The following is a 24,910-nucleotide window of genomic DNA, read 5'->3' as shown; positions in this document are numbered from 1 at the left end:
GGCAAGGTCGGCCGCAACGAACAAGCCTCTCGGGAGAACTGTGATGAAGAGCTTTCAGGTTGTCGATTTCAACGCGCCCTTGAAGGAGGTCGACCGTCCGACGCCGCAGCCGGAAGGCACGCAGGTGCTGATCAAGGTCAAGGCAGCCGGCGTCTGCCATAGCGACCTGCACATCTGGGAAGGCGGCTATGATCTCGGCCACGGTCGCAAGCCGCTGTCGCTGAAAGATCGCGGGGTGTCGCTGCCGCGCACGATGGGCCACGAGACCGTAGGCGAGGTCGTGGCGTTCGGGCCCGACGTCAAGGACGCCGACAAGGGCGGCCTCAAGATCGGCGATGTCGCGCTGGCCTATCCGTGGCTCGGCTGCGGCAAATGCCCGACCTGCCTTGGCGGCGACGAGAACATGTGCGCGATCAAGCCGAACGCGCTCGGCGTCTATTGCGACGGCGGCTATGCCGACCACATGACGGTGCCGCACCCGAAATATCTGCTCAACCTCAAGGGGCTCGATCCGGTCACGGCGGCACCTTACGCCTGCTCCGGCGTCACCACCTACAGCGCGCTGAAGAAGGTCGAGAAGGATCTCGACACCCCGATCGTGATCTTCGGCGCCGGCGGCCTCGGCCTGATGGCGTTGTCGCTGTTGAAGGCGATGGGCGGCAAGGGCGCGATCGTGGTCGATATCGATGCCAGGAAGCGCGAGGCGGCCGAGGCGGCCGGCGCGCTCGCCACCGTCGACGGCAAGGCGCCGGATGCGCTGGAGCAATTGATGAAGAAGGCCGGTCAGCCGATCCGCGCCGCGATCGATTTGGTCGGCAACGCCCAGACCACGCAGCTCGGCTTCGATTGCCTGACCAAGGGCGGCAAGCTCGTGATCGTCGGCCTGTTCGGCGGCGGTGCGACCTGGGCGCTGCCGCTGATCCCGATCAAGGCCGTCACCATCCAAGGCAGCTATGTCGGCAATTTGCGCGAAACGCAGGAACTGCTTGATCTCGTGCGCGAGAAGAAGATTCCGGCGATCCCGGTCACGCCGATGCCGCTCGCCAGGGCGAACGAGGCGCTCACCAACCTGCAAAAGGGCCAGCTCGTCGGCCGCGCGGTGCTGACGCCGTAGTTCAGGTGTGGTCATTCCGGGGCGCGAAGCAAACCCGGAATCTCGAGATTCCGGCTCCGATGCTGCGCATCGCCCCGGAATGACGGTTGCCTTTCGGAGATTCCCATGTCCGCCAACAACGCATTTCATATCGCCGTCCTCGGCGGTGACGGCATCGGCCCGGAGGTAATGGCGCCCGCGCTCGAGGTTTTGCGCAAGATCGAAGCGACGACCGATCTGAGATTCCGCTTCACCGAAGCGCCGGCCGGCGCGGGCCACTACAAGGAAACCGGCAAGTCGATGCCGGACAGCACGATCCGGCTGTGCGAGGAGGCCGACGCCATCCTCCTGGGCGCTTGCGGCCTGCCGTCGGTGCGTTATCCCGACAATACCGAGATCGCGCCGCAGATCGAACTGCGCATGATCTTCGACCTCTATGCCGGCGTGCGCCCGGCGCGGTTGATCCCGGGCGTTGCGAGCTCGATCGTCGGCGCCGACCAAAAGGGGATCGACCTCGTCGTGATCAGGGAATCCACCGAAGGTCTGTTCGCCTCGATGGGCAAGGGCGTCGTCACCGACAGCGAGGCGCGTGAGACGATGGTGATCACCCGCCGGACTTCGGAGCGGCTATTCGAGTTCTCGTTCCGGCTCGCCGAACGCCGCAAGGCGCGCGGTCGCGTCGGCGGCGGGCTGACCTGCGTCGACAAGGCGAACGTGTTCAAGGCGTTCGCGTTCTTCCGCGAGATCTTCGACGAGACCGCGAAGCGTCATCCCGACGTCAGGGCGGATCACCTCTATATCGATGCCACCGCAGCGATGCTGGTGAAGCGCCCATGGGATTTCGACGTCATGGTCACCGAGAACATGTTCGGCGACATCCTCTCCGACCTCACCGCCGGCCTGATCGGCGGCATGGGCATGGCGCCGTCGGCCGACATCGGCGATCGCTACGCCGTCTTCCAGCCGTGCCACGGCACCGCGCCCGACATCATGGGGCAGGGCAAGGCCAATCCGACCGCGATGATCCTGTCTGCGGCGATGATGCTGGACTGGCTTGCCGACAAGCATGGTCTCGAAAGTGCCGCGGAAGCCGGGGAGCGGATCGAACGTGCGGTCGACAAGGTCTATGCCGGCGGCATCAAGCCGTTCGAGTTCGGCGGCCGCAACGGCACCGCCGATATCGCCAACGCGGTGCTGGCGGCGCTATAGCTGCGAGATACTGACCCGTCATGCTGAGGTGCTCGCGGAGCGAGCCTCGGGGTGACGGAACAAAAAAGAGGGGGCCGAAGCCCCCTCGCTGACGACTAGCGGCGGTGGCCGCCGTGATGTCCGCCATGGTGCCCGCCGTGGCCGTGTCCGCGATGATGGCGCGGTGCGTAATGGTGGGGGTGATGGTAATGCGGGCGATGATGCCATCCGTGATGGCGCGGTCCGTAGTAGCCGTATGCGCCCGGCCGCCAGTAACAACGGCCCCAGCGATCGCAGACCTGACGCACCTGATCGATATTGGATGTTTGGCCTGCGATGTGGCTGGCCTGCGGAAGCCCGTTCGGCATCGCGGAGGCGGAGCCGGAGGTCAGGGCCACGCTTCCCAAAGCGGCCAATCCAAAAACAGCAAGCTTGATATTCATTGAGATCTCCTTCGTTGAAGCCTGAAAACTGTCATGCGGGCCGCTTGGTTGCTGCGACAAAAAGGCGAGCCAGTGCACTTGGTTTTGCGAGTGCTGCTTCAACGCAGGAAATGCGGAGTTCTAAGGTCACCTCGCGTCGCGGGCGACAATTGGCCGCGCGACAGAATGGCGAGATGCAGACGAGTGTTTGCGGCTCTGAATACTGCGCGCGATGCGCGGTCAGCAGATGCTCGGCGTTGTCGACGCGCGAGCAGCCATGCGAATGGAAGGGATCGTCGTCGCTGAACAGGCTGCGCTGGTCGGTGTCGCGCATGCAGACCGAATAGGACTGGGCATGCTGATCTTGACCGCGCCGAGCGCATTCCAGAAAAAAGCGCCGCCATCCACGATGGCAGCGCTTCGATGGTCGCCCAGCCCAGCCGGCGGATCACACGTCGCGGCGGCCGATGGCCGGCCGATCCGCTCATGCCGGGTCGATCGCGTCCGCGGCGCCGCGATCTGACATCGGGTGCCGCTCAGTCCTCGTTGGCGGCGATCGATTCCATCAGCGACACAAGCTGGCGCTGGACGGTCTGGTCCTTGATCTTGCTGTAGGCGCGCAGCAACCGGAGGCTGAAGGCGCTGTCGAGGAACAGGAGGCTCTCGACTTCGCGGGCCTTGTTGTCACCGTCGTAGAAGAAGGTGACAGGCACGTCGAGCGCGGATGCGATCTGCTGAAGGCGGGCAGCGCCGACGCGATTGACGCCCTTCTCGTACTTCTGGACCTGCTGGAAGCTGACGCCGAGCTTGTCGCCGAGTTCGGCCTGCGAAATCTTCTGCTCCACACGCCGCAGGCGGATCCGCTTGCCCAATTCGATGTCCGGTTTACCGGCGCTGCGCTGCTTCATCTTCTTTGCTGCTGATCTGTTCATTCTGGTGACCCGTCCTTCAATCGGGAAACCCTGGCCCGCATAGGTCAGGGATTCGTCCATGATGTACCGCGTTAAAGTTCGTGTGGATCGTCAGTTCATCGTGAGAACTACGAAAATCCAAGAAGACCGCGGGATGGTATCCAAACGCATTCGCGCGTTGGAAGCACCCTTGTACCGACGCTCCCGACCGCCTGAAGTCGATTGCGCCAAGGTGTCTGTCGACACCCCGCCCTCTACATTTGGCAAAATATTGACAGAACCACAACTAGCGCGAGTTTGATCGCCACAGATTTTGCGTATGCTTACCGGGCGGCACAGACACTTTGCCCGTATTTCTACGGGCCAAACTATTGTACGGGCACCGGAGATTGGATGCAACCCCTGCTAGTGCGGCGGTGGATCACGAAGGCCGGCGCAGTTGCACGGGACAGCTCGGTCCATCAAAAAGTTTGACGTAAGTGCAAGTCAGGCTTTCGGAATGTTGCTGGACAATTGCCCAAAAGTTCTCGATCATTCGTAGCGGATGCACGCCTACCACAAGCCGGCAATTCTTGCGGAGAGGCAATGAAGCGAAAGAGGGAGCACCTTGGGTCGACCTCGGGGCTCCGGGAGTGGACAATATGCCGGTCGCAAGCACGGAAGAACGGTTGCTGGCGCTACTAGCGACCTTGGAAGAATGTCAGGCATTTCTGGTCGGCAGGGCAAACGCGGAGACCGCGCGACTGTTGTCGCTTGCCATCCTTGAGCTTCGGATGGAACTGCACAAGGTTACGGACGCCGAGCTGAAGGCCTTGTGTGACATGGTGGCGTCGGAGGGACAGTTGCAGGAACCCGCCACCGCCCGGCGGTTTCCTCCTTACCTGAGGCTGGTCAAGTAGTGCTCAATGGGCAGGGGCGGGCTCCGCGCCGAGCGCGCCATGCCGCGCTTTAGCCAGCGGTGACATCCACCGTCTCGCTGCCGTCGAGCACGCGCCGGGCCTTGTCGCGGTCCAGATCGCCCTCCCAGGCGGCCACCACCACGGTCGCCACGCAGTTGCCGATCAGGTTGCCGACCGCGCGCGCCATGCCGATGAACCAGTCGACCGAAAGCACCAGCACGAGGCCGATCGCGGGAATGCTCGGCACCGCGTTCAGCGTTGCCGCCAGGATGACGATCGCGGAGCCCGGCACGCCATGTGCGCCCTTCGAGGTGATCAGTGACACGCCGAGCACCAGCAGCAGGTCGCCGAATGACAGCGGCGTGTTGGTCGCCTGTGCGATGAACACGACGGCCAGCGTGAGATAGATCGAGAAGGCGTCGAGGTTGAAGGAGTAGCCGGTGGGGATCACGAGGCCGACCACCGAATCCTTGATGCCGAGCCGTTCCAGCTTGCGCATGGCCTGCGGCAGCACCGCGTCGGAGGAGGCGGTTGCGAGCACGATCATCAGCTCCTCGCGCAGGTAGGCAAGGAACTTGAAGATGCTCACTCCGGCAAGCGCCATTACGGCACCGAGCACGCCGAGCACGAAGATCGTGACCGAAACGTAGAACAGCGCGACCAGCGACATGAGCTGCTTCAGCGAGCCGACGCCATATTTGCCGACGGTGTAGGCGACCGCGCCGAGCACGCCGATCGGAGCGAACCGCACGATCAGGCCCATGGCGCGGAACAGCACGGTCGAGACCGCGTCGATGAAGGAGGAGATCTTCTCGCCCTTCTCGCCGCCGACCAGCGCCAGGCTGACGCCGAAGATGATGGCAAAGAACAGCACCTGCAGCACGTCGTTGCGCGACAGCGCATCGAAGGACGTCGTCGGGATGATGTTGAGCAGGAAACTGCCGATGCCTTCGCCCTTGAGCTTCTGGGCATTGCCGGCATAGTTCCCGAGTGCCTTGGCGTCCAGCGTGGAGGTGTCGATGTTCATGCCGTGGCCGGGGCCGAACAGATAGGCGAGCAGCAGTCCGACCACGAGCGCGACCGTCGTCATCGCCTCGAAATAGACCAGCGCCTTGACGCCGACTCGTCCGACCTTCTTCAGGTCGCCGGCGCCCGCGATGCCGTGCACCACCACGCAGAACACGATCGGCGCCACGATCATCGAGATCAGCTTCAGAAAGGCGTCGCTGAAGATCTTCAGCCCGATCGCGAAATCTGGCGCGGCCATGCCGATGATGATGCCGAGCACGAGCGCGGCCAGCACCTGAACGAACAGCGACGTGTAAAGCGGCTTGCGTGTCTCGGCGACTGCGGTTGCGATGGTCGACATGTCTTTCCTCTCGATTTCGGCTGGCCCGAACCTCGCTCAGCCTAGCAACTTGCATGCCAGAATGTCGCATGATCCGACGTCTTTGACCTGCCCGAAACCGGCCCACCGCATCGCAGCAGGCCGCGCAAGCCGTTCCGTCATTGAACGGCATCCGTTCAGGAACGGAGCGGGAAAATCTGCCCTGGGCAGCCGACTTGCGGGGTGCCGCGGCGCTCGGCGCGCCGCGGCATGGCGTCGTCTCAGAGATTGCTGTCGGTGATCGCCGCGTAGACCATCGTGCGCAGCTCGCGCCGCAGCGGGTAGGCGCTGGACGGCAGCACCTGCGTCATGAAGATGGTGATCAGTTCTTCGGCCGGATCGACGAAGAACGACGTGGTGGCCGCGCCGCCCCAGTTGAATTCGCCGGGGCTGCCGGCAATCAAGGTCTGGGCCGGGTTCATCGTCACCGCGAAGCCGAGGCCGAAGCCGATGCCGTTGTAGGCTGCCTCGCTGAACAGCGAGCGCGACATCGCCGGCAGGTCGACGCCGCCGGGCAGATGGTTCGAGGTCATCAGTTTCAGCGTCTTCGGCCCCAGCAGGCGGACACCGCCGAGCTCGCCGCCGTTGATCAGCGCCCGGCAGAAGGTGAGGTAGTCGGCCGCGGTCGAGCACAACCCGCCGCCGCCCGAGATCAGCGAAGGCGGCGAGAGGAAGGAGCTCGTCGCCGGGTCGTCCTGCAGCGTCAGCGTGCCCTTGCGCTCGGCGGCGAGCGGATTGAAGCCGCCCTGCGGATCGGCGGAGTAGCAGGCGGCCAGGCGGTGCGCCTTGTCTGACGGCACGAAGAAGTCGGTGTCGTTCATGCCGAGCGGCTTGAAGATGCGCTCTTTCAGGAATTGCTCGAACGGCTGACCCGAGATCTTGCCGACGAGATAGCCGAGCACGTCGGTGGCGACAGAGTAATTCCAGGCCTCGCCCGGCGAGAACTCCAGCGGGATCTTGGCCAGGTCCTCGATCATGCTGTCGAGCGTGCCGGCCTTGACGACCTCGCCGATCTTCTTTTCGCGGTAGGCCGCATCCACGTTGGAGCGCTGCTGGAAACCGTAGGTGAGGCCCGAAGTGTGTCGCAACAGATCAACGATCAGCATCGGCCGCGACGGCGGGCGGGTGAGGAAGGCCGGCGCGGTGCCGGCGGCGAACACGCCGAGGTTCTTCCATTCGGGAATGTACTTGGCGACCGGCTCATCGATCGCGACGCGGCCTTCCTCGACCAGCATCATGAAGGCGACCGACGTAATCGGCTTGGTCATCGAATAGATGCGGAAGATGGTGTCGTCCTTCACCGGCACCTTGCGCTCGAGATCGGCAAAGCCCTGCACGGTGGAATGGACGAGCTTGCCGCGGCGGTGGACCAGGAGCTGTGTCCCGGGAAAGCGGCCGGACTCGATGTAGCGGCTCTTCAGATGCGCCTCGAGGCGGTTGAGCGCTGCGGTCGACATTCCCGCGGATTCAGGGGAGGCAAGGGTAGGGGCTGACATCGGGCTCTTCTCCGGCTGGCGAGTGCGTCTTGATAGCCGAAAAGTGTGCTCTGCACCAATCGGCTGCCGCTTACCCGCGCAGGGGTGGTGGTGTACGCTGGCAGCCGCAATCGCGCCCCGAAGGGACCGCCAGGGAAACGCCAGATGACCCAGTTCAACGACACCGAGCTCACCGCCGCCGTGATCCGCAGCTTCGACCAGACGCCCAGTCCGCGTGCCAAGTTCCTGCTGCAGGAACTGGTGAAGTCGCTGCACGACTATGTGCGCAAGACCGATCTCACCTTCGAGGAATGGGACTACGCGATCGATTTCCTCACTCGCACCGGCCAGAAGTGCACCGATATCCGCCAGGAGTTCATCCTGCTCTCTGATGTGCTCGGCGTGTCGATGCTGGTCGACGCGGTCAACCACCGCGATCGCGATGGCGCCACCGAGACCACGGTGCTCGGCCCGTTCTATGTCGGCGAGCACAAGGTGACGCCGCATGGCACCGACATTTCCGCAAGCCTGCCCGGCGAGCGCATGTTCGTGCAGAGCCGCGTCACCGACCTCAACGGCAAGCCGCTGGCCAAGGTGCCGGTCGACGTCTGGCATGCTGACGACGACGGCTTCTATGATTCACAAAAGGCGAGCTATGCCACTGAAGGTCCGTCGTCACGCGCGCGCTTCATCACCGATGCCGACGGCCGCTTCTATTTCCGCACCATCCTGCCGTGCAGCTACCCGATCCCGACCGACGGCCCGGTCGGGCAGATGATCACGCAGACCAACCGCCACCCGATGCGGCCGGCGCATGTGCATTTCCTGGTCAATGCGAAGGGCTACGAGCCACTGATTACCCACGTCTTCATCGATGGCGACAAGTATATCGATTCCGACGTCGTGTTCGGCGTGAAGGACGAACTGATCGCCAAGGTCGAGCAGCGCAGCGATTCCGTGATGCCTGACGGCAAAAAAGCGGACGGTCCGTGGCACCTGATGACTTACGAATTCCGCGTGAAGCCGGGCAGCGGAATGGCGCCCGCGCCGCTCGGGACGAAGGTTGCCGAGGACGCCTGATCGCTCGCTCGCATTGCCTGCTCAATTCTTGCGCGTCGCACAAGAATTGAGCGAATCGCAAATTCTGAATGCTGAGCGCGCGCCACCGCGCGCTGCGACATGGTTCGCAACTCTTTCGGTTCCATCGCGTTTTTGCGCTGCAGCGATTTGGCACGCGGCTTGAATAGTGAGCTGCCGACGCCATCGACGCCGTCCCTTGAGACCAATGATCCGAATTGTGCTGCCGCACCGGGGCCACCCCCGAACGCGCCCTCATGCGCTGACAGCGGCGACACCAGACGGACGGCCATCCTCAGCACAGACGCAGAAGGACCAGACTGCCCATGACCAAGCGCAACGACCGTCGTTCAGGCCGCGGATTGAGCCGTCGCCAGCTCCTCAAGGCGACCAGCGGCACCGCGGCGCTGCTCGCAGCAGTGAAGCTCAACTTCCCCGCCGGGGCGTTCGCGCAAGGAGCAGGTCCGGAAGTGAAGGGCGCCAAACTTGGCTTCATCGCGCTGACCGATGCTTCGCCGCTGTTCGTCGCCAAGGAGAAGGGCATCTTCGCCAAATACGGCATGCCCGATGTCGAGGTGCAGAAGCAGGCCTCGTGGGGCACGACGCGCGACAATCTCGTGCTCGGCTCCGAAGGCAACGGCATCGACGGCGCGCATATCCTGACCCCGATGCCGTATCTGATCTCGGCCGGCAGGGTGACGCAGAACAACCAGCCGACGCCGATGTACATCCTGGCGCGGCTCAATTTGAACGGCCAGTGCATCTCGGTTGCGAAGGAATATGCCGACCTCAAGGTCGGCATCGACGCCGCGCCCTTCAAGGCCGCGCTCGAGAGGAAGAAGGCGTCCGGCAAGGCAGTGAAGGCCGCGATGACGTTCCCGGGCGGCACGCACGATCTCTGGATCCGCTACTGGCTTGCCGCCGGCGGCATCGATCCCGACAAGGACATCGAGACCATTGTGGTGCCGCCGCCGCAGATGGTAGCGAACATGAAGGTCGGCACCATGGATTGCTTCTGCGTCTGCGAGCCGTGGAATCTGCAGCTCATCCATCAGGAGATCGGCTACACCGCGCTCACCACCGGTGAGCTCTGGGACAAGCATCCGGAGAAGTCGTTCGGCCTGCGCGCTGCCTGGGTCGACAAGAACCCGAGGGCCGCGAAGGCACTGCTGATGGCGGTGATGGAGGCCCAGCAGTGGTGCGAGAAGGCGGAGAACCGCGACGAGACCGCGGCCATCTGTGCCAAGCGGCAGTGGATCAATTGTCCGGTGGAGGACATCACCGACCGCATGAAGGGCAAGTTCGATTACGGCACCGGCCGCGTGGTCGAGAACTCGCCGCAGCAGATGCGGTTCTGGAAAGACAACGCGTCCTATCCCTATCAGAGCCACGACCTCTGGTTCCTCACCGAAGACATCCGCTGGGGCAAGTATGAACCCGGCTTCGACACCAAGGCGCTGATCGCCAAGGTCAACCGCGAGGACCTCTGGAAGGAGGCCGCCAAGGAGCTCGGCGTGCCCGCGTCCGAGATTCCAGCCTCGACCTCGCGTGGCAAGGAGACCTTCTTCGACGGCAAGGTGTTCGATCCCGCCGATCCCGCCGCCTACCTGAAGTCGCTGTCCATCAAGCGTCTGGACGTCTGATCCGATCATCGGGTTGCAGATTGCGCGGCCTGTCACCACGGAGATTTTTCTTTGATGTCTATGCCTGCCATGAAGACCGATGTGTCAGCGGTGGCGATCCCGTCGGCTGCTGCGCCGGCGCCGGTCGTGACGATGACGCCCAAGGCAACGCCGCGTGCCGAGGCCCATGCCCGGATCGCAAAAGAGATCGCGGTGCGCGTGGTGCCGCCGGCGATCGTCATCGCGCTCCTGCTCGTGATCTGGGAATTGATCTGCCGGCGCGCCGGGTCGAGCCTGCCGCCGCCCTCGAAGGTGTTCAAGGACACTCGCGAGCTGATCCTTGATCCATTCTTCGACAATGGCGGCATCGACAAGGGATTGTTCTGGCATCTCTCTGCCAGCCTGCAGCGCGTCGCCTACGGCTATTCGCTTGCCGCGGTCGCGGGCATCGCGCTCGGCACGCTGGTCGGCCAGTCGGTCTGGGCGATGCGCGGGCTCGATCCTCTATTCCAGGTCTTGCGCACGATCCCGCCGCTCGCCTGGCTGCCGCTGTCGCTTGCCGCGTTCCGCGACGGCCAGCCCTCGGCGATCTTCGTGATCTTCATCACCTCGGTGTGGCCGATCATCATCAACACCGCGGTCGGCATCCGCAACATTCCGCAGGATTACCGCAACGTCGCCGCCGTGGTGCAGCTCAATCCGCTGGAGTTCTTCACCAAGGTCATGATCCCGGCCGCCGCCCCCTACATGTTCACCGGTTTGCGCATCGGCATCGGTCTGTCGTGGCTCGCGATCGTCGCGGCTGAGATGCTGATCGGCGGCGTCGGCATCGGCTTCTTCATCTGGGATGCCTGGAATTCCTCGCACATCAGCGAAATCATCCTGGCGCTGTTCTACGTCGGCATCATCGGCTTCGTGCTCGATCGCCTGATCGCCGGGCTCGGCAAGATCGTGACCCGCGGCACGGCTGCGAACTGAGGGAGCAAGTCATGCAGGCCTATCTGAAGCTCGATCACATCGACAAGACCTTTGCCCGCGGCAGCGCCACGACGGAGGTGCTGAAGGACATAAATCTGACCATCGACAAGGGCGAATATGTCTCGATCATCGGGCACTCCGGCTGCGGCAAGTCGACCCTGCTCAACATCGTCGCCGGCCTCACCGGCACAACAAAAGGCTGCGTGCTGCTGGAGAACCGCGAGGTCAATTCGCCGGGGCCGGACCGCGCCGTGGTGTTCCAGAACCACAGCCTGCTGCCGTGGCTGACCGTCTATGAGAACGTCAGGCTCGGCGTCGACAAGGTGTTCGCCAAAACAAAGAGCAGGGCCGAGCGCGACGCCTGGGTGATGCACAATCTCAACCTGGTGCAGATGGCGCATGCCAGAGACAAGCGGCCGAGCGAGATCTCTGGCGGCATGAAGCAGCGCGTCGGCATCGCGCGTGCGCTCGCGATGGAGCCGAAGGTGCTGCTGCTCGACGAGCCATTCGGCGCGCTCGACGCGCTGACCCGCGCCCATCTGCAGGATACGGTGATGGCGCTGCACCAGAAGCTCGGTAACACCATCCTGATGATCACCCACGACGTCGACGAAGCCGTGCTGCTCTCGGATCGTATCGTCATGATGACCAACGGCCCGAGTGCAGGGATCGGCGAGGTGCTCGACGTGCCGTTGGCGCGCCCGCGCAAGCGGCTCGAGCTCGCGGCCAACCCCGGCTATCTGAAGTGCCGGCAGCGCGTGCTCGAATTTCTCTACGAACGCCATCGCTTCGTCGAGGCGGCATAACCCCTTCACCTCGCCGCAATGGCGCGGCGAGGGAGGCAGCGTGCATGGAGGCACACATGACACCCGACCAGATCAAGCTCGTGCAGGACTCCTTTGCCAAGGTGGCGCCGATCTCGGAGCAGGCGGCGGCGATCTTCTATGACCGGCTGTTCGAGGTCGCGCCCGGTGTGAAGGCGATGTTTCCCGCGGACATGACCGAGCAGCGCAGGAAGCTGATGGCGACGCTCGCGGTCGTGGTCAACGGGCTGGGCAATCTGCCTTCGGTGCTTCCCGCCGCAAGCGCGCTCGCCAAGCGCCATGTCGGCTATGGCGCGAGGCCCGAACATTATCCGGTGGTCGGCGCCGCGCTGCTGTGGACGCTGGAGAAGGGTCTCGGCGACGCCTGGACACCCGACGTGGCCGCCGCCTGGACTGCCGCCTACGGCACGCTGTCGGGCTACATGATCTCGGAGGCCTACGGCAGCGCGCAAGCGGCCGAATAGGGGAATGCGTATACGACAACGTCCCGTCGTCAATGACGGAATGTCCCCGGTGCATTCGACGCCGCACGCCTTCTCCTCTATGGTCCACCCCGTTCCGCCAATGGGTGAACCCGACAATGATGTACCTGGAAACGCCGCCAAAGCTGATCCCGACCGAGATCTTCACCGCCGTGCCAGCCGAATTCCGCCGCAAGGTGGCGACCGAATGGGCCGATGCCAATCGGCCGGGTGCGATGACCGACTGTTTCATCGAGGGGCCGTCATTCGATGCGTCGGGCAATCTTTATATCGTCGACATTCCGTTCGGGCGCATCTTCCGCATTGCGCCGGACAAGACCTGGTCGCAGGTCGCGGAATATGATGGCTGGCCGAACGGGCTGAAGATCGACGCCAACGGCAGCATCCTGATCGCCGACTACCGGCACGGCTTGATGGAGCTCGACGCCAAGGCGGGCAAGGTCACGCCGGTGCTGCGGTCGCGCAACTCGGAATCGTTCCGCGGCTGCAACGACCTGCACATCGCCTCGAACGGCGACATCTATTTCACCGATCAGGGCCAGACCGGCCTGCACGATCCGACCGGCCGCGTCTATCGCTTGCGGAGCAACGGCCAGCTCGACTGCCTGATCGACACCGGCATCAGCCCGAATGGCCTCGTGCTCGATCCGCACGAGGCGGTGCTGTTCGTCGCCATGACACGTGACAACGCGGTGTGGCGCGCACCATTCATGAAGGATGGCAGCGTCTCCAAGGTCGGACGCTTCTGCTCGCTGTTCGGCCCGAGCGGGCCCGACGGCATGACGATGGACAAAGCCGGTCGGCTGTTCGTCGCGCACGCCTCGCTCGGCCATGTCTTTGTCTTTGCACCGAACGGCGAGTGCATCGCGCGCATCAAGTCCTGCGCCGGGCAGAGCTGCACCAATGTCGCGATCGGCGGCGCCAACCGCGACCGGCTCTACATCACGGAATCAGTGACGGGCTCGGTGCTTGTGGCCGACATCAGCGGGCTCGGCTGATCGTCACACACCGGCGCTGGAGCGCACGGGCCGCGCAACACACTCGGCCGTCGTCCCGGCGAAAGCCGGAACCCATAACCACGAATGTCGTTGCGCACGGTGGGAATGACGAGTCCCGCCAAAACGACTGCTGCGGAGTATGGATCCCGGCCCCCCGTGCGCAATTGCGCACTAGGCCGGGACGGCGATGTGGAGACATTGTCGCTCGCTTGCACTATCGTTGTGCGCGGGGCCATCAACGAACTACGCATAACGAGGCGATCGTGCAGACAAAAGCATTCGGCGAAGGCGGCCCGCAGGTTTCGGTGATCGGGCAGGGCACCTGGTACCTCGATCACGGCAACCGCAAGGCGGCCGTCGCCGCGCTGAAGCGCGGCATTGACGACGGCATGACGCATATCGACACCGCGGAAATGTATGGCGATGCCGAGCTGGTGATCGCGGACGCCATCACTGGTCGTCGCGACGAGCTGTTTCTGGTGTCCAAGGTGCTGCCGAGCAACGCCTCGCGGCGCGGCACCATCACCGCCTGCGAGCGCTCGTTGAAGCGGCTGAAGACTGACCGGCTCGACTGCTATCTGCTGCACTGGCGCGGATCCTATCCGCTCGCCGACACCGTTGCTGCCTTCGACGATCTGATGGCGGCCGGCAAGATCCGCTCCTGGGGCGTCAGCAATTTCGACACTGCCGATCTCGATGAGCTGCTCGACGTCGCCGGCGAGGGCAAGATCGCCTGCAACCAGGTGCTCTACCATCTGCAGGAGCGCGCGATCGAGCATGCCGTGATCCCGTGGTGCGCGCAGCATGGCGTCGCCGTCGTGGCCTACTCGCCGTTCGGTCACGACGATTTCCCCTCGCCGTCGAGCAAGGGCGGCGCCGTGCTGCAATCGATCGCGCAGGCGCACAAGGCAACTCCACGTCAGGTCGCGCTGAGCTTTCTCATCCGCGATCCATCGGTGCTCGCGATTCCGAAGGCGTCGAGCGCGGACCACGCGGCGGAGAATGCCGCGGCGGGAACCCTCACGCTCAGCGGCGCCGAGGTCGCGGCGCTCGACAAGGCGTTTCCACGCGGGTCGAAGCCGCGTTCACTGCCAATGCTGTGAGCGTGGCGGCGCGCGTTTCAGGAAGACTCGCGCCGCTGCGCTCCACACAATTCCTAACAAACTGTTTCAATCGCGCCTGCGCAACGCCTGTGGCAGGCCGCCGCGCGCTGACGCATATCCGAGTCCCGTTTTCGGCCATTGTCCTTGCGGCGGAATTGGCGTTTTGTGAGTGTCAGCAGATTCGTTTTATTTTGCCTCCGAGATTGCCGTGACGCCGCCCCCCGCCGCAGCCGCCAGGCTGGACAGCGCCCTTTTGCCGTTGCCTGAAAAGAAGTCCGTCGCACCGAAAGCGCCTGCGCGCACGGATCGGCCGTTCAAGGGCATCGCGCTGATCCTGCTGTCGACGGTGTTTCTGGGAACCTCCGACGTCACCGCGAAGTATCTGTCCTCGACGCTGCCTTCGATCGAGATCGCCTGGATCCGCTTTCTGGTGTTCGCGCTGATCATGACGCCCGCGATGCTGCCGGGCACGCCGCTGTTCGCGATGCAGAGCCGGCGCCCCGGGCTGCACGTGCTGCGCGGCGCGGCACTGCTCGGTTCCTCGCTGATCTTTATCACCGGGCTCGGCTTCCTGCCGATCGCAGAGGCCTCCGCCACCAGCTTCGTCTCGCCGCTGTTCGTCACCGCGCTGTCGATCGCTTTCCTCGGCGAGAAGGTCGGCCTGCGCCGCTGGATCGCGACCGCGGTCGGGCTCGCCGGCGTGTTCGTCATCCTGCGGCCCGGCACCAGCGCGTTCCATCCCGCGGCATTCTTCCCGATCGTCTCTGCGCTGGCTTGGGCCGTCACGCTGATCATGACGCGCATGATGAGCGGCAGCGAACGCTCGGTCACCGTCATGGCCTATTCGGCAATCACGGGCGCTGCCATCGTCTCCGCGTTGGTGCCGTTCGTCTGGGTCACGCCGACCTGGCACGACGTCCTGTTCGGCCTCCTGATCGGTATTGCGTCTACCGCGGGACAATGGATCGTGGTGCTGGCGTTCCGCTATGGCGACGCCTCGGTGCTCGCGCCGTTCTCCTATACGCAGTTGCTGTGGGTCAGCATCCTCGGCTTCCTGATCTTTGGCGAAGTGCCCGACCGCTGGACCATCCTCGGGGCCGCCTTCATCGTCGCCTCAGGGCTCTACACCGCGCATCGCGAGCGAATTCGTCGCTCGCAATTGCTCGCCGTGGCCGGTGAGCCGGCGCCGAACGCCTGATTGGCGGCCATGGTGTTGCCGGGCGCCAATCCCGGCAACGGCGCTGTGCGCAGTCATCCTCGGTCGCGTTCTGGAGCGAAACGCCTGTCGCTGACTTGATCCGGAACGGCGACTGGTCGACACTGAAGAAACGCCTCAACGCAAGAATCGGGAGTTTCGGTTCTGATTCAATCAGAATCGATCGGCTCTATAAGTGAGGCGAATCCAGTTGGGAGGAACCATGCGCGCAGCCATCTTCAGGAACGGCGAGATCGTCGTCGACACCTTGCCCGAGCCGAAGCCCGGCACAGGCCAGGTGCTGGTCAAGACGCTCGCCTGCGGCATCTGCGGTTCCGATCTGCACGCGCGCAAGCATGCCCACCGAATGGTGGAGTTGACGAAATTCTTTCCCGGCCGCCAGCCGATGGACCTGTCCCGCGACGTCGTGTTCGGCCACGAGTTCTGCTGCGAAATCCTGGATTACGGACCCAACAGCACGCGCAAGCTGAAGCCAGGGACGAGAGTGTGCTCCGTGCCGGCACTGCTCACGCCGGAGGGACCGCGGGGTGTCGGCTATTCCAACGAGAATATCGGCGGCTATGCCGAGCAGATGCTGCTCAGCGAGGCGCTGCTGCTTGAGGTGCCGAACGGACTCGCGGCCGAACACGCCGCGCTCACCGAACCGCTTGCGGTCGGCGTGCATGCGGTGGCGAAGGCCGACATTCGCGGCGGCGAGGTGCCGCTGGTGATCGGCTGCGGGCCGGTGGGGCTTGCGGTGATCGCGGCGCTGAAGATCAGGGGTCTCGGTCCGATCGTCGCCGCCGACTACTCGCCGGCGCGGCGCCGGCTTGCGGAAAAAATGGGCGCCGATGTCGTCATCGACCCCGCCAAGACCCAGCCCTATGCGAGCTGGGCCGAGCACGCCCAGATGACGCCGGAGGAGAAAGCCGCGCGGCCGCCCATGCAGGCTATGCTGCCAGCGCTTAAGCCGGCGTTGATCTTCGAATGCGTCGGCGTGCCCGGTGTGTTGCAGCAGGTGTTCGAGGGCGCGCCGCGCGATGCCCGCATCGTGGTGGTCGGCGTCTGCATGGAGACCGATCGCTCCGAGCCGATGCTCGGCATCCTGAAGGAGCTCAACGTTCAGTACGTGCTCGGCTACACGCCCGAGGAGTTTGCCTATTCGCTGCGCCTGATCGCGGAAGGGCGGGTCGATGCCGCATCGCTGGTGACCGGCCGCGTCGGTATCGACGGCGTGGCGCAGGCTTTCGCCGATCTCGCCAACCCGGAAGCGCACACCAAGATTTTGGTCGAGCCCTGGCGCTAGACCTTCCGGCCATGCGCGTGCTGGTTTGCATTTCGTGACACCGAACCTATAGTTCGCTGTCTTCGAAAGTGCAGCGGTTCATGCGGGTTTCAATCATCACGGGCGGCGGCTCCGGCATTGGTGCGGCGATCGCGCGGCGGCTAGCCGGGCTCGATCAATGCCTGATGCTGCATGGGCAGGGCTCAGAGGCGGCTGGGCGCGAACGGCTGAATGCGGTCGCGGAGGCGTGCCGGCGCGCCGGTGCAAAGGTCGCCATCCGCAGCGGCGATCTCGCCAAGCCCGGTAGTGGTGCCGAGCTCGTCAATGCGGTGCGCGCGGAATTCGGGCCGGTCGATGCCATCGTGCACGCGGCCGGCTTTGCCGACCGTCGCGATTTTGCCAGCCTGCCGCGCGAATCGCTGGAGCGGGCCTTTGCGGTGATGGCTGCGGCCTTCCACGAAATAGCGGCCGCCGCACTGCCGGATCTGGCACGCAGCGCACAGGGGCGCGTCGTCGCGGTCTCGAGCTTCGGGGCGCATCGCTTCGTGCCCGGCGGCACCTTTCCCGGATCGGCCGCGGCCAAGGCCGCGCTCGAAGTGCTGGTGAAATCGTTGGCGATCGAGCTCGCCGCCTCGGGCGCCACCGCCAACGCCGTGGTGCCTGGCTATACGCAGAAGGATCGCGGCCTGGTCGGTGCGCTGGATCCCACAGCCTGGGAGCGCGTGGCGAAGGCCAATCCGATGCAGCGGCTGGGACAACCCGACGAGGTCGCTGCCGTGGTCGCCTTCCTGCTGTCGCCGGAGGCAGGACACGTCACCGGCACGTTGCTGCCGGTCGATGGCGGCCTGACTCTGACGTGATGACATGACGGAGGGCGCCCCAGGACAACAGGTTGATGTCGTCGTGCTCGGCGCCGGCATGGTCGGCGTCTCCGCGGGCCTCGCGGCGCGACAGCGCGGGCTGTCGGTCATCGTCGTCGACCGCCGTGAGCCCGGCAGCGAAACCTCCTACGGCAACGCCGGCATTCTTTCATCTGGCTCGATCTTCCCGCTCAACACGCCCGCGCTCTGGAAGAGCCTGCCGAAATATCTGAGCAACCAACATCCGGCGCTGCGCTGGAATCTTCCCTGGGCCGTCGCCAATGCCGGCTGGGTGATGCGCTTTCTCGCCAGCGCCGCACCGTCGCAGACCAAGCCGCGCGCGGTCGCGCTACATGGACTGATCTCGACGTCGCTCAAGCTGCATCGCGACTGGATCGCGCGGGCGGGCGCGGGGCATCGCATTCGCGAGACCGGCTGGCTCAAGGCCTGGCGCGGCGATGGGCTCGCCAACGCCAAAGCGGAGCAGACGGCGCTCGCCGAATACGGCATCAAGAGCGAGGTGCTGGATCGCCAGGCGATCTCCGCGCTCGAGCCCAACATTATCCCTGCCTACAGCGTCGGCCTGCTGCACACGCAGACGGCGTCGGTCGATTCGCCGGGCGCGGTGGTCAAGGACTACGCGAGCATGCTGGCCGGCGGCGGCGGCGCGATCCGGCAATCCGAGATCCGGCAGATCGTGCCGCAGGACGACGGCTGGCGCGTGCTGCTCGCCGACGGCGAGATCGCGGCGCGCCATGTCGTGGTTGCGCTCGGGCCTTGGTCGGCGGAGCTGTTGCGGCCGCTCGGCTATCGCGTGCCGCTGGCGTTCGAGCGCGGCTATCACCAGCATTTCGCGCTGAACCCGGCACGCAAATTGCTACGCCCGATCCATGATGCGGACGGCGGCTTCGTGATGACGCCGATGGAGCAGGGCATTCGAGTCACCTGCGGCGTCGAGCTGACGGCGCGTGACGCGCCATCGAACTTCTCCCAGCTCGACACAGTGGTGCCGCTGGCGCGCAGCGTGATCGAGTTCGGCGACGCCGTCGGCGAGCGCTGGCGCGGCGCGCGGCCAACGCTGCCGGACAGCCTGCCGATGATCGGGCCGGCGCCGCGGCATCGCGGCCTCTGGCTCGCCTTCGGCAACCAGCACATCGGCTTCACCACGGGTCCCGGCACCGGCGCAGCGATCGCGGCGATGATCGCAGGCAGCGCGCCGCCGTTCGATACACAGGCCTTCGCGCCGAGCCGCTATATCGCGTGACTCCCGCCGGTTCGCCTGCAATGCTGGAGCATCGGATGATCGACGGGCGCGGGACTCCCGGCAATCGAGGGGCAGGATGAACTACGTTTGGGATTTCGGCGTCCTTGCCAAGTACAGCCATCTGTTCTGGCTCGGGCTTGGCTGGACCATGGCCTACACGATCGGCACCATCATCCTGGGTACGCTGATCGGGCTGATCGTCGGCATGCTGCGCCTGCGGCGGATTCCGGTGATCGACTGGTTCCTGATCGCCTATATCGAAACGTTCCGCTGCACGCCGCTGCTGGTGCAGATCATCTGGTTCTACTACGCCTTTCCGGTCGTGATCGGCGTCAACATCCCGGCGCATGTCGCGGCGATGAGCGTGCTCTCGCTCTATGGCGGCGCGTTCTACGCCGAGATTGTGCGCGGCAGCATCGAAAGCGTTCCAGTCGGGCAGTGGGATGCCGCCAAGGCGCTCGGCTTCCGCGGCTGGCCGCTGATGCGGCTCGTCATCCTGCCGCAGGCGCTGAAGCCGATGATGGCGCCCTATGTCAACCAGTCGGTGACGCAACTGAAGAACACGTCGCTGGTCTCGATCATCGCGGTGCCAGATCTCGTCTACAACGCGACCCTGATCAATGCCGACACCTATCGGCCGCTCGAGGTCTACACGATCGTGGCGCTGATCTATTTCGCGATCCTGTTTCCCTCGACGCTGGTCGCGCGGCATCTCGAGCGCGGGCTGACCTACGACAAGGTGTGAGCGCTGCTCTCCCTCGCGCAAGCGGGGGAGAGGTGTCGCGGAGAACGCGGCTTAATGCGTGCGAAATTCGGCCGCCCTCAAATATTCAACTCCACCGGCACGTCTTCCGGCTTGACGCCGGCGAGGCCGAGACCCTTGACGAACCATTCGCGCATCTGGCCGATGCCGCGGTTGTAATCGATCCACACCGACAGGAAATCGCGCCAGCGCTTGTCGGCCTCGCGGCGCACCGCGGTGCCGCTCGCGATCGTCACCGAGGGCGATTGCAGGATCTTGTAGGTGCCGAGGTTCGGGTTCTTGGCGATCGCGGTCAGGCCGAGCACAAGCGCGTTGACGACGCAATCGACGCGGCCGGACGACATTTCCAGCATCACCTCGTCGCGCGACTTCAGCGACTTGATGGTGGCGTTGGGGGCAAAGCGCCGCGCCACCGCCTCGTTGGCCGAGCCGACGTCGACGGCGATCTTGACTTCGGGCTTGTTGATGTCGGCCCAGGTCTTGGCCTCCATGCCCTTCTTCAGCATCGCGCCGAACGGATGCGGAAACACCAGATGGGTGAAATCGACCACCAGCGCGCGCTGCGGGGTCGGATTGAGCGCGAAGCCGAGGTCGATCTTGTTGGCTTGCAGATCGAGGATCGAGTTGCCGTAGGTCGATTCGACATATTCCAGTTTGACGTCGAGCAGCTTGGCCAGATCGTTCGCCATCTCGATCGAGAAGCCGGACCAGGTGCCGGTGGCGAGATCCTTGTTGAAGTAGGGCAATTCGCCCGGCAGCACGGCAATGCGCAGCACCTTGTTGGCCCTGATCCGGTCGAGCGTGTTGTCGGCTTGCGCCTCAGCCGAAGCCGGGGTTGCCATCGCGGCCGCGAGCGCCGCGCCGCTGCCGATCCCGAGCGCATAGCGCAGCGCATCGCGGCGGTCTTCCGAAATCTTCATGTCGTCGGATTGAGTCACGTGGGCCTCCCTGCACCAAATCGGGGGGAGCCTAGCGTCGGCCCATGGTTGCAGCAATAGTGCCGCCCTGCGCCATTAGTAGGCGAGGTGAGGGCGTGATTGCCTATGTCTTGGCCTCTTGCCTCGCCCCGCTTGCAGGGAGAGGCCTAGGCCGCCTATAGCGGCCGTCGCTTTCGAACGCCGAAGCGAAGCTCCGGCTACATCGCAGCGCAGATGCGATCCGGTGAGGAGGAGTCTCCGCCAGGTGCGTCGCGATGACGGCCCCTCACATCGCGGCCATGGCTGTGCTAGGAAGCCGCAACAAGACCAAAAGGGAGATTCCGATGATTTCGCTCACGCCAACAGATGTCCTGCCGGAGGACGCCACCCGTGGCACGCTGGTCGGGCGGGTTTGGCTGCCGCAGGCCGGCGGCCCGGCCGTGGTGGCGGTCCGCGAAGACGGCGTGTTCGACGTCACCGCGCGCTTTCCGACGGTCAGCGCGCTGTGCGAGGAACAGGATCCCGCCACCGCCTTGCGCGTCACCAGGGGCAAACGGATCGGCGACCTTGCGGCGATCCTCGCCAACACGCCGCCCGACGGCCGCGACCGGCAAAAGCCGTGGCTGCTGGCGCCGGTCGACCTGCAGGTGCTGAAGGCGGCCGGCGTCACCTTCGCGATCTCGATGCTGGAGCGCGTGATCGAGGAGCGGGCGCGCGGCAATCCGTCGTCGGCGGAGGCGATCCGCAAGGAGGTGGTGCGCCTCGTCGGCGACGATCTCTCCAAGCTGAAGCCGGGCTCGGCGGAGGCGATGAAGCTCAAGCAGGTGCTGATCGAGCAGAACGCCTGGAGCCAGTATCTCGAGGTCGGCATCGGTCCCGACGCCGAGGTGTTCACCAAGGCGCCGACGCTGTCGTCGGTCGGCACCGGCATGGATGCCGGGTTGCATCCAAAGTCGACCTGGAACAATCCGGAGCCTGAGGTCGTGCTCGTGGTCTCCAGCACCGGCCGGATCGCCGGCGCGGCGCTCGGCAACGACGTCAATCTGCGCGATTTCGAAGGCCGCTCGGCGCTGCTGTTGTCGAAGGCCAAGGACAACAACGCCTCCTGCGCGATCGGCCCGCTGCTGCGGCTGTTTGACCAGACCTTCACGCTGGACGACGTGCGCAGGATGGACGTCGGCCTGACCGTGAAGGGGACCGACGGCTTCGTGCTCGAGGGCCATTCCTCGATCAGCAAGATCAGCCGCGACCCGACCGACCTCGTCGCGCAGACCATCGGTGCCGTGCATCAATATCCCGACGGCTTTGCGCTATTCCTCGGCACGATGTTCGCGCCGGTCAAGGACCGCGATGCGAAGGGTCAAGGCTTCACCCACAAGCGCGACGACATCGTCACCATCGCCGCGCCGCAGCTCGGCAAGCTCGTCAACCGCATGCGCGGCAGCGATGAATGCGAGCACTGGACGTTCGGCGTCGGCGCGCTGATGAAAAACCTGGCGCAGCGCAAGGTGATCTGAGCGCACAATCCGCAAGGGTGGGCAAAGCGCAAGCGTGCCCACCTTTCAAGTGCTCGGCTCGCGATGGTGGGCACGCTTGCGCTTTGCCGCCCTACAATCGTCGCTTTCCGATCACTTGCGATACTGCGCGTCGCTGACCTTTTCCAGCCAGTCGACATTCTTGCCGTCGAGCGTCTCCTGGATCGCGATGTGTGTCATCGCCGTGGTCGGCGTCGCGCCGTGCCAATGCTTGACACCCGGCGGAAACCAGACGATGTCGCCGGGCCGGACCTCCTCGACCGGCCCGCCGTCACGCTGCACCCAGCCGCAGCCGGCGGTGACGATCAGGGTCTGGCCGAGCGGATGGGTGTGCCAGGCGGTGCGCGCGCTGGGTTCGAACGTCACGCTGGCGCCGCCGACGCGCGCCGGCTCCGGGGCCTGGAACAGCGGGTCGACCCGGACCGTGCCGCTGAAATAATCATCCGGTCCCTTGCGGGACGGCTGCGATCCAATTCGGGTGATCTGCATGCTGTTGCTCCTGTGGTCCGTTGTCTGGATTGACACTGCGCCGCCGGCCGGCCGCAGCGACATCAACGCGGCAAGCGTCCCGCCGGTGCCTACGAGCAGGCCGCGTCTCGACAGCGAGGTCATCGCGGCCGCTGCGCGATGACATCCTTGACGACCGGCAGCGCCGAGAACGCATTCGGCCACCCGGCGTAGAAAGCGAGCTGGGCGAGCATCTCGCCGGCCTCGGCCTTGGTCAGCCCGTTATCCATGGCGCGGTTGAGATGATAGGTGATCTGCGCCACCTGTCCGGTCGCGACCAGCGCGCTGACCGTGACGAGGCTGCGGTCGCGCGGCGCGAGCCCAGGCCGCAGCCAGAGATCGCGGAACAGGACGTCGGCGGTGTATTGCACAAGGCCCGGCGCCACGTCGCCGGATTGCTGCGCAACGCGTGTCGCACGCTGTGCCTCGGCTGCCTCGTCGAGCGGAAGCCGCGGGCCCGAGGCCTGCGGAAGCTGATCGGCTCCGATCTTGCGCGCCCCAAACACGTCCTTGGCGATGGCAACCGCCGACATCGCGTTGGCCCATCCCGTGTAGAAGGCAAGATGGGTGATGGTCTCGGAGATCTCGGCCGGCGTCACGCCATTGTCGAGCGCGCCATTGAGGTAGAAGGCGAGCTCGATCGTCTGGTTGCGCGCGATCAGCGCCGCGAGCGTGACCAGGCTGCGGTCGCGCGGTGACAGGCCGGGACGCTTCCAGAGATCACCGAGCAGGATTTTCTGGCGGTATGTCTCCAGCACGGGCGCGACGGCCCTGATGTCGTCGATATTGGGCATGGCTCTTGATCCTTGTGGTGGCTGTTGCCCCAACGCTGGGGGCGAGGCGATCAGGCACGTGGCAACAATTGCGGCGGCTATCCGTTTCACGGTCATCTCCCGTCAGGTTCGCGCGTTCGATGCCGCCGGCCGCATCAGGCGGAGCGCGATGCAAGCCCCGCTCAGCACGATCAGCGCGCTGGCAAGGAACACGGCGTTGAGCCTGGCCGCTCCGGCGATCAACCCGAGCAGCGGCGCGGTGACGCCGAGCGCAAGATCGAGGCATGCGGTGTAGGCGCCGGTGCGGCGTTTCGCCTATCTGACGTCGTAACGGACATGGCGGGTGTGGCTGAAATCTCTGTTGCGCTGAAGCTAGCGCGTCCGCCCGTTGCGGATTAGATGATGAAAACTGCATGCATTCATGAGGCCTGCTAATCAATGGATCGGGACAATGCGAGCGACCTGCTTGTCTTCCTTGCTGTGGCGCGGGAGCGGAGCTTTACGCGCGCCGCGGCGAAGCTCGGGCTGTCGCAGTCGGCGCTGAGCCAGATCGTGCGGGCGCTGGAGGAGCGGCTCGGGGTCAGGCTGTTGAGCCGCACCACCCGCAGCGTCGCGCCGACGTTGGCCGGCGAGCGGCTGTTGCGCACCATCGGGCCGAAGTTCGATGAGATCGATGGCGAGCTCACCGCGCTCAGCGCGCTGCGCGAGAAGCCGGCCGGCACCATCCGCGTAACCTCGACCGAGTATGCGGCCGAGGCCATCCTGATGCCGGCGTTGCGCGCGATCCTGCCGAAATATCCTGACATCAACGTGGAGGTCGTGATCGATTACGGGCTGAGCAACATCGTCGCCGAGCAATATGACGCCGGGATCCGCCCGGGCGAGCTGGTCGCCAAGGACATGATCGCGGTCCGGGTCAGTCCGGACCTGCGTATGGCGGTGGTCGGCTCGCCCGATTATTTCGCGGCGCGCAAGAAGCCGCGCACGCCGCAGCAACTGACCGAGCACAATTGCCTCAACCTGCGCCTGCCGACCCATGGCGGCCGGCTCTATGCGTGGGAGTTCGAGAAGAACGGACGTGAGCTCAATGTGCGCGTCGAGGGCCAGCTCGTGTTCAACGGCTCCGGCACGCTGCTGAGCGCCGCGCTGAACGGGCTTGGCCTTGCCTATCTGACCGAAGGACAGGCGAAGCCGCATCTTGCGGCCGGCCGGCTGGTGCGCGTGCTGGCCGACTGGTGCCCGCCGTTCTCCGGCTATCACCTCTATTATCCAAGCCGCCGGCAGGCCTCACCCGCGTTCTCGCTGCTGGTCGAGGCGCTGCGATACCGCGGGAAGGTGTGAGACAAGCGAGC

General features: G+C 65.0%; 25 protein-coding genes. 17 read left to right on the top strand and 8 right to left on the bottom strand.

Annotated features, from left to right (window positions below; translation table 11 throughout):
* The first annotated feature begins 43 nt into the window (after window positions 1-43).
* Together P6U25_RS25975 and P6U25_RS25970 are read left to right on the top strand one after the other, a co-directional pair.
* Entirely contained in the window at window positions 44-1,114 is a 1,071-nt protein-coding gene (locus P6U25_RS25975; protein ID WP_407147611.1) for an alcohol dehydrogenase, read from the top strand.
* Window positions 1,115-1,219: 105 nt separating this feature from the next.
* Window positions 1,220-2,302 (top strand): isocitrate/isopropylmalate dehydrogenase family protein, encoded by a 1,083-nt coding sequence (locus P6U25_RS25970; RefSeq protein WP_407147610.1) that lies wholly within the window; start codon window positions 1,220-1,222, stop codon window positions 2,300-2,302.
* A 95-nt stretch (window positions 2,303-2,397) separates the two neighbouring features.
* Here P6U25_RS25970 and P6U25_RS25965 read toward each other — a convergent pair whose 3' ends face one another.
* From P6U25_RS25965 to P6U25_RS25955, 3 genes are all read right to left on the bottom strand, one after another.
* Window positions 2,398-2,724: a hypothetical protein gene (locus P6U25_RS25965; RefSeq protein ID WP_407147609.1), complete on the bottom strand. Its 327-nt coding sequence runs from the start codon at window positions 2,722-2,724 to the stop codon at window positions 2,398-2,400.
* A gap of 31 nt (window positions 2,725-2,755) precedes the next feature.
* Window positions 2,756-3,037: a hypothetical protein gene (locus P6U25_RS25960; RefSeq protein WP_407147608.1), complete on the bottom strand. Its 282-nt coding sequence runs from the start codon at window positions 3,035-3,037 to the stop codon at window positions 2,756-2,758.
* Between the two features lie 202 nt (window positions 3,038-3,239).
* Entirely contained in the window at window positions 3,240-3,635 is a 396-nt protein-coding gene (locus P6U25_RS25955) for a helix-turn-helix domain-containing protein (protein ID WP_094194089.1), read from the bottom strand.
* Window positions 3,636-4,255: 620 nt separating this feature from the next.
* On the opposite strand from P6U25_RS25955, the gene P6U25_RS25950 reads away from it, so the two are divergent.
* The gene (locus tag P6U25_RS25950) at window positions 4,256-4,513 is read left to right on the top strand and encodes a hypothetical protein (RefSeq protein ID WP_407147607.1); all 258 of its coding nucleotides are present in this window, start codon (window positions 4,256-4,258) and stop codon (window positions 4,511-4,513) included.
* A gap of 49 nt (window positions 4,514-4,562) precedes the next feature.
* On the opposite strand, the gene P6U25_RS25945 is transcribed toward P6U25_RS25950, so the two are convergent.
* Both P6U25_RS25945 and P6U25_RS25940 read right to left on the bottom strand, forming a co-directional pair.
* Complete coding sequence (locus P6U25_RS25945) at window positions 4,563-5,882, bottom strand: dicarboxylate/amino acid:cation symporter (RefSeq protein WP_407147606.1); 1,320 nt, start codon at window positions 5,880-5,882, stop codon at window positions 4,563-4,565.
* A gap of 239 nt (window positions 5,883-6,121) precedes the next feature.
* Window positions 6,122-7,396: a serine hydrolase domain-containing protein gene (locus tag P6U25_RS25940; RefSeq protein ID WP_407147605.1), complete on the bottom strand. Its 1,275-nt coding sequence runs from the start codon at window positions 7,394-7,396 to the stop codon at window positions 6,122-6,124.
* 144 nt (window positions 7,397-7,540) lie between these two features.
* Here P6U25_RS25940 and P6U25_RS25935 point away from each other — a divergent pair, with 144 nt between their 5' ends.
* From P6U25_RS25935 to P6U25_RS25880, 12 genes are all read left to right on the top strand, one after another.
* Window positions 7,541-8,455 (top strand): intradiol ring-cleavage dioxygenase, encoded by a 915-nt coding sequence (locus P6U25_RS25935; RefSeq protein ID WP_407147604.1) that lies wholly within the window; start codon window positions 7,541-7,543, stop codon window positions 8,453-8,455.
* 323 nt (window positions 8,456-8,778) lie between these two features.
* Window positions 8,779-10,095: a CmpA/NrtA family ABC transporter substrate-binding protein gene (locus tag P6U25_RS25930; RefSeq protein ID WP_407147603.1), complete on the top strand. Its 1,317-nt coding sequence runs from the start codon at window positions 8,779-8,781 to the stop codon at window positions 10,093-10,095.
* Window positions 10,096-10,149: 54 nt separating this feature from the next.
* On the top strand, window positions 10,150-11,052 hold the full coding sequence (gene ntrB, locus P6U25_RS25925) for a nitrate ABC transporter permease (protein WP_407147602.1): 903 nt from the start codon (window positions 10,150-10,152) through the stop codon (window positions 11,050-11,052).
* Window positions 11,053-11,063: 11 nt separating this feature from the next.
* The gene (locus tag P6U25_RS25920) at window positions 11,064-11,858 is read left to right on the top strand and encodes an ABC transporter ATP-binding protein (protein ID WP_407147601.1); all 795 of its coding nucleotides are present in this window, start codon (window positions 11,064-11,066) and stop codon (window positions 11,856-11,858) included.
* A gap of 56 nt (window positions 11,859-11,914) precedes the next feature.
* Window positions 11,915-12,340: a globin family protein gene (locus tag P6U25_RS25915; RefSeq protein ID WP_407147600.1), complete on the top strand. Its 426-nt coding sequence runs from the start codon at window positions 11,915-11,917 to the stop codon at window positions 12,338-12,340.
* Window positions 12,341-12,456: 116 nt separating this feature from the next.
* A complete protein-coding gene (locus tag P6U25_RS25910) occupies window positions 12,457-13,356 on the top strand; it encodes an SMP-30/gluconolactonase/LRE family protein (protein ID WP_407147599.1) in 900 nt (299 codons plus the stop codon).
* Window positions 13,357-13,619: 263 nt separating this feature from the next.
* Window positions 13,620-14,459, top strand: a complete 840-nt coding sequence (locus P6U25_RS25905; RefSeq protein ID WP_407147598.1) for an aldo/keto reductase — start codon at window positions 13,620-13,622, stop codon at window positions 14,457-14,459.
* Window positions 14,460-14,712: 253 nt separating this feature from the next.
* On the top strand, window positions 14,713-15,657 hold the full coding sequence (locus P6U25_RS25900) for a DMT family transporter (protein ID WP_407152612.1): 945 nt from the start codon (window positions 14,713-14,715) through the stop codon (window positions 15,655-15,657).
* Between the two features lie 220 nt (window positions 15,658-15,877).
* Window positions 15,878-16,960 carry a zinc-binding dehydrogenase gene (locus P6U25_RS25895; RefSeq protein WP_407147597.1) on the top strand — a complete coding sequence of 361 codons (1,083 nt, stop codon included), beginning with the start codon at window positions 15,878-15,880 and terminating at the stop codon, window positions 16,958-16,960.
* Window positions 16,961-17,040: 80 nt separating this feature from the next.
* Complete coding sequence (locus P6U25_RS25890; RefSeq protein WP_407147596.1) at window positions 17,041-17,799, top strand: SDR family NAD(P)-dependent oxidoreductase; 759 nt, start codon at window positions 17,041-17,043, stop codon at window positions 17,797-17,799.
* 4 nt (window positions 17,800-17,803) lie between these two features.
* Window positions 17,804-19,063: an NAD(P)/FAD-dependent oxidoreductase gene (locus P6U25_RS25885; protein ID WP_407147595.1), complete on the top strand. Its 1,260-nt coding sequence runs from the start codon at window positions 17,804-17,806 to the stop codon at window positions 19,061-19,063.
* A gap of 76 nt (window positions 19,064-19,139) precedes the next feature.
* On the top strand, window positions 19,140-19,808 hold the full coding sequence (locus P6U25_RS25880) for an amino acid ABC transporter permease (protein WP_407147594.1): 669 nt from the start codon (window positions 19,140-19,142) through the stop codon (window positions 19,806-19,808).
* Window positions 19,809-19,885: 77 nt separating this feature from the next.
* On the opposite strand, the gene P6U25_RS25875 is transcribed toward P6U25_RS25880, so the two are convergent.
* Window positions 19,886-20,764, bottom strand: a complete 879-nt coding sequence (locus P6U25_RS25875; protein ID WP_407147593.1) for a transporter substrate-binding domain-containing protein — start codon at window positions 20,762-20,764, stop codon at window positions 19,886-19,888.
* A 323-nt stretch (window positions 20,765-21,087) separates the two neighbouring features.
* Between P6U25_RS25875 and P6U25_RS25870 the strand changes: the two genes are divergently transcribed.
* A complete protein-coding gene (locus P6U25_RS25870) occupies window positions 21,088-22,260 on the top strand; it encodes a fumarylacetoacetate hydrolase family protein (RefSeq protein ID WP_407147592.1) in 1,173 nt (390 codons plus the stop codon).
* A gap of 111 nt (window positions 22,261-22,371) precedes the next feature.
* On the opposite strand, the gene P6U25_RS25865 is transcribed toward P6U25_RS25870, so the two are convergent.
* Window positions 22,372-22,767, bottom strand: a complete 396-nt coding sequence (locus P6U25_RS25865; RefSeq protein ID WP_407147591.1) for a cupin domain-containing protein — start codon at window positions 22,765-22,767, stop codon at window positions 22,372-22,374.
* A 119-nt stretch (window positions 22,768-22,886) separates the two neighbouring features.
* On the bottom strand, window positions 22,887-23,669 hold the full coding sequence (locus P6U25_RS25860) for a carboxymuconolactone decarboxylase family protein (RefSeq protein WP_407147590.1): 783 nt from the start codon (window positions 23,667-23,669) through the stop codon (window positions 22,887-22,889).
* 327 nt (window positions 23,670-23,996) lie between these two features.
* On the opposite strand from P6U25_RS25860, the gene P6U25_RS25855 reads away from it, so the two are divergent.
* Complete coding sequence (locus P6U25_RS25855; RefSeq protein WP_407147589.1) at window positions 23,997-24,899, top strand: LysR family transcriptional regulator; 903 nt, start codon at window positions 23,997-23,999, stop codon at window positions 24,897-24,899.
* Window positions 24,900-24,910 lie beyond the last annotated feature (11 nt).

Source organism: Bradyrhizobium sp. ORS 86, assembly GCF_045571475.1.
Classification (GTDB): domain Bacteria; phylum Pseudomonadota; class Alphaproteobacteria; order Rhizobiales; family Xanthobacteraceae; genus Bradyrhizobium.
Note: the sequence above shows the minus strand (reverse complement) of the source record. Positions and strands in the feature narration are given on the sequence as shown.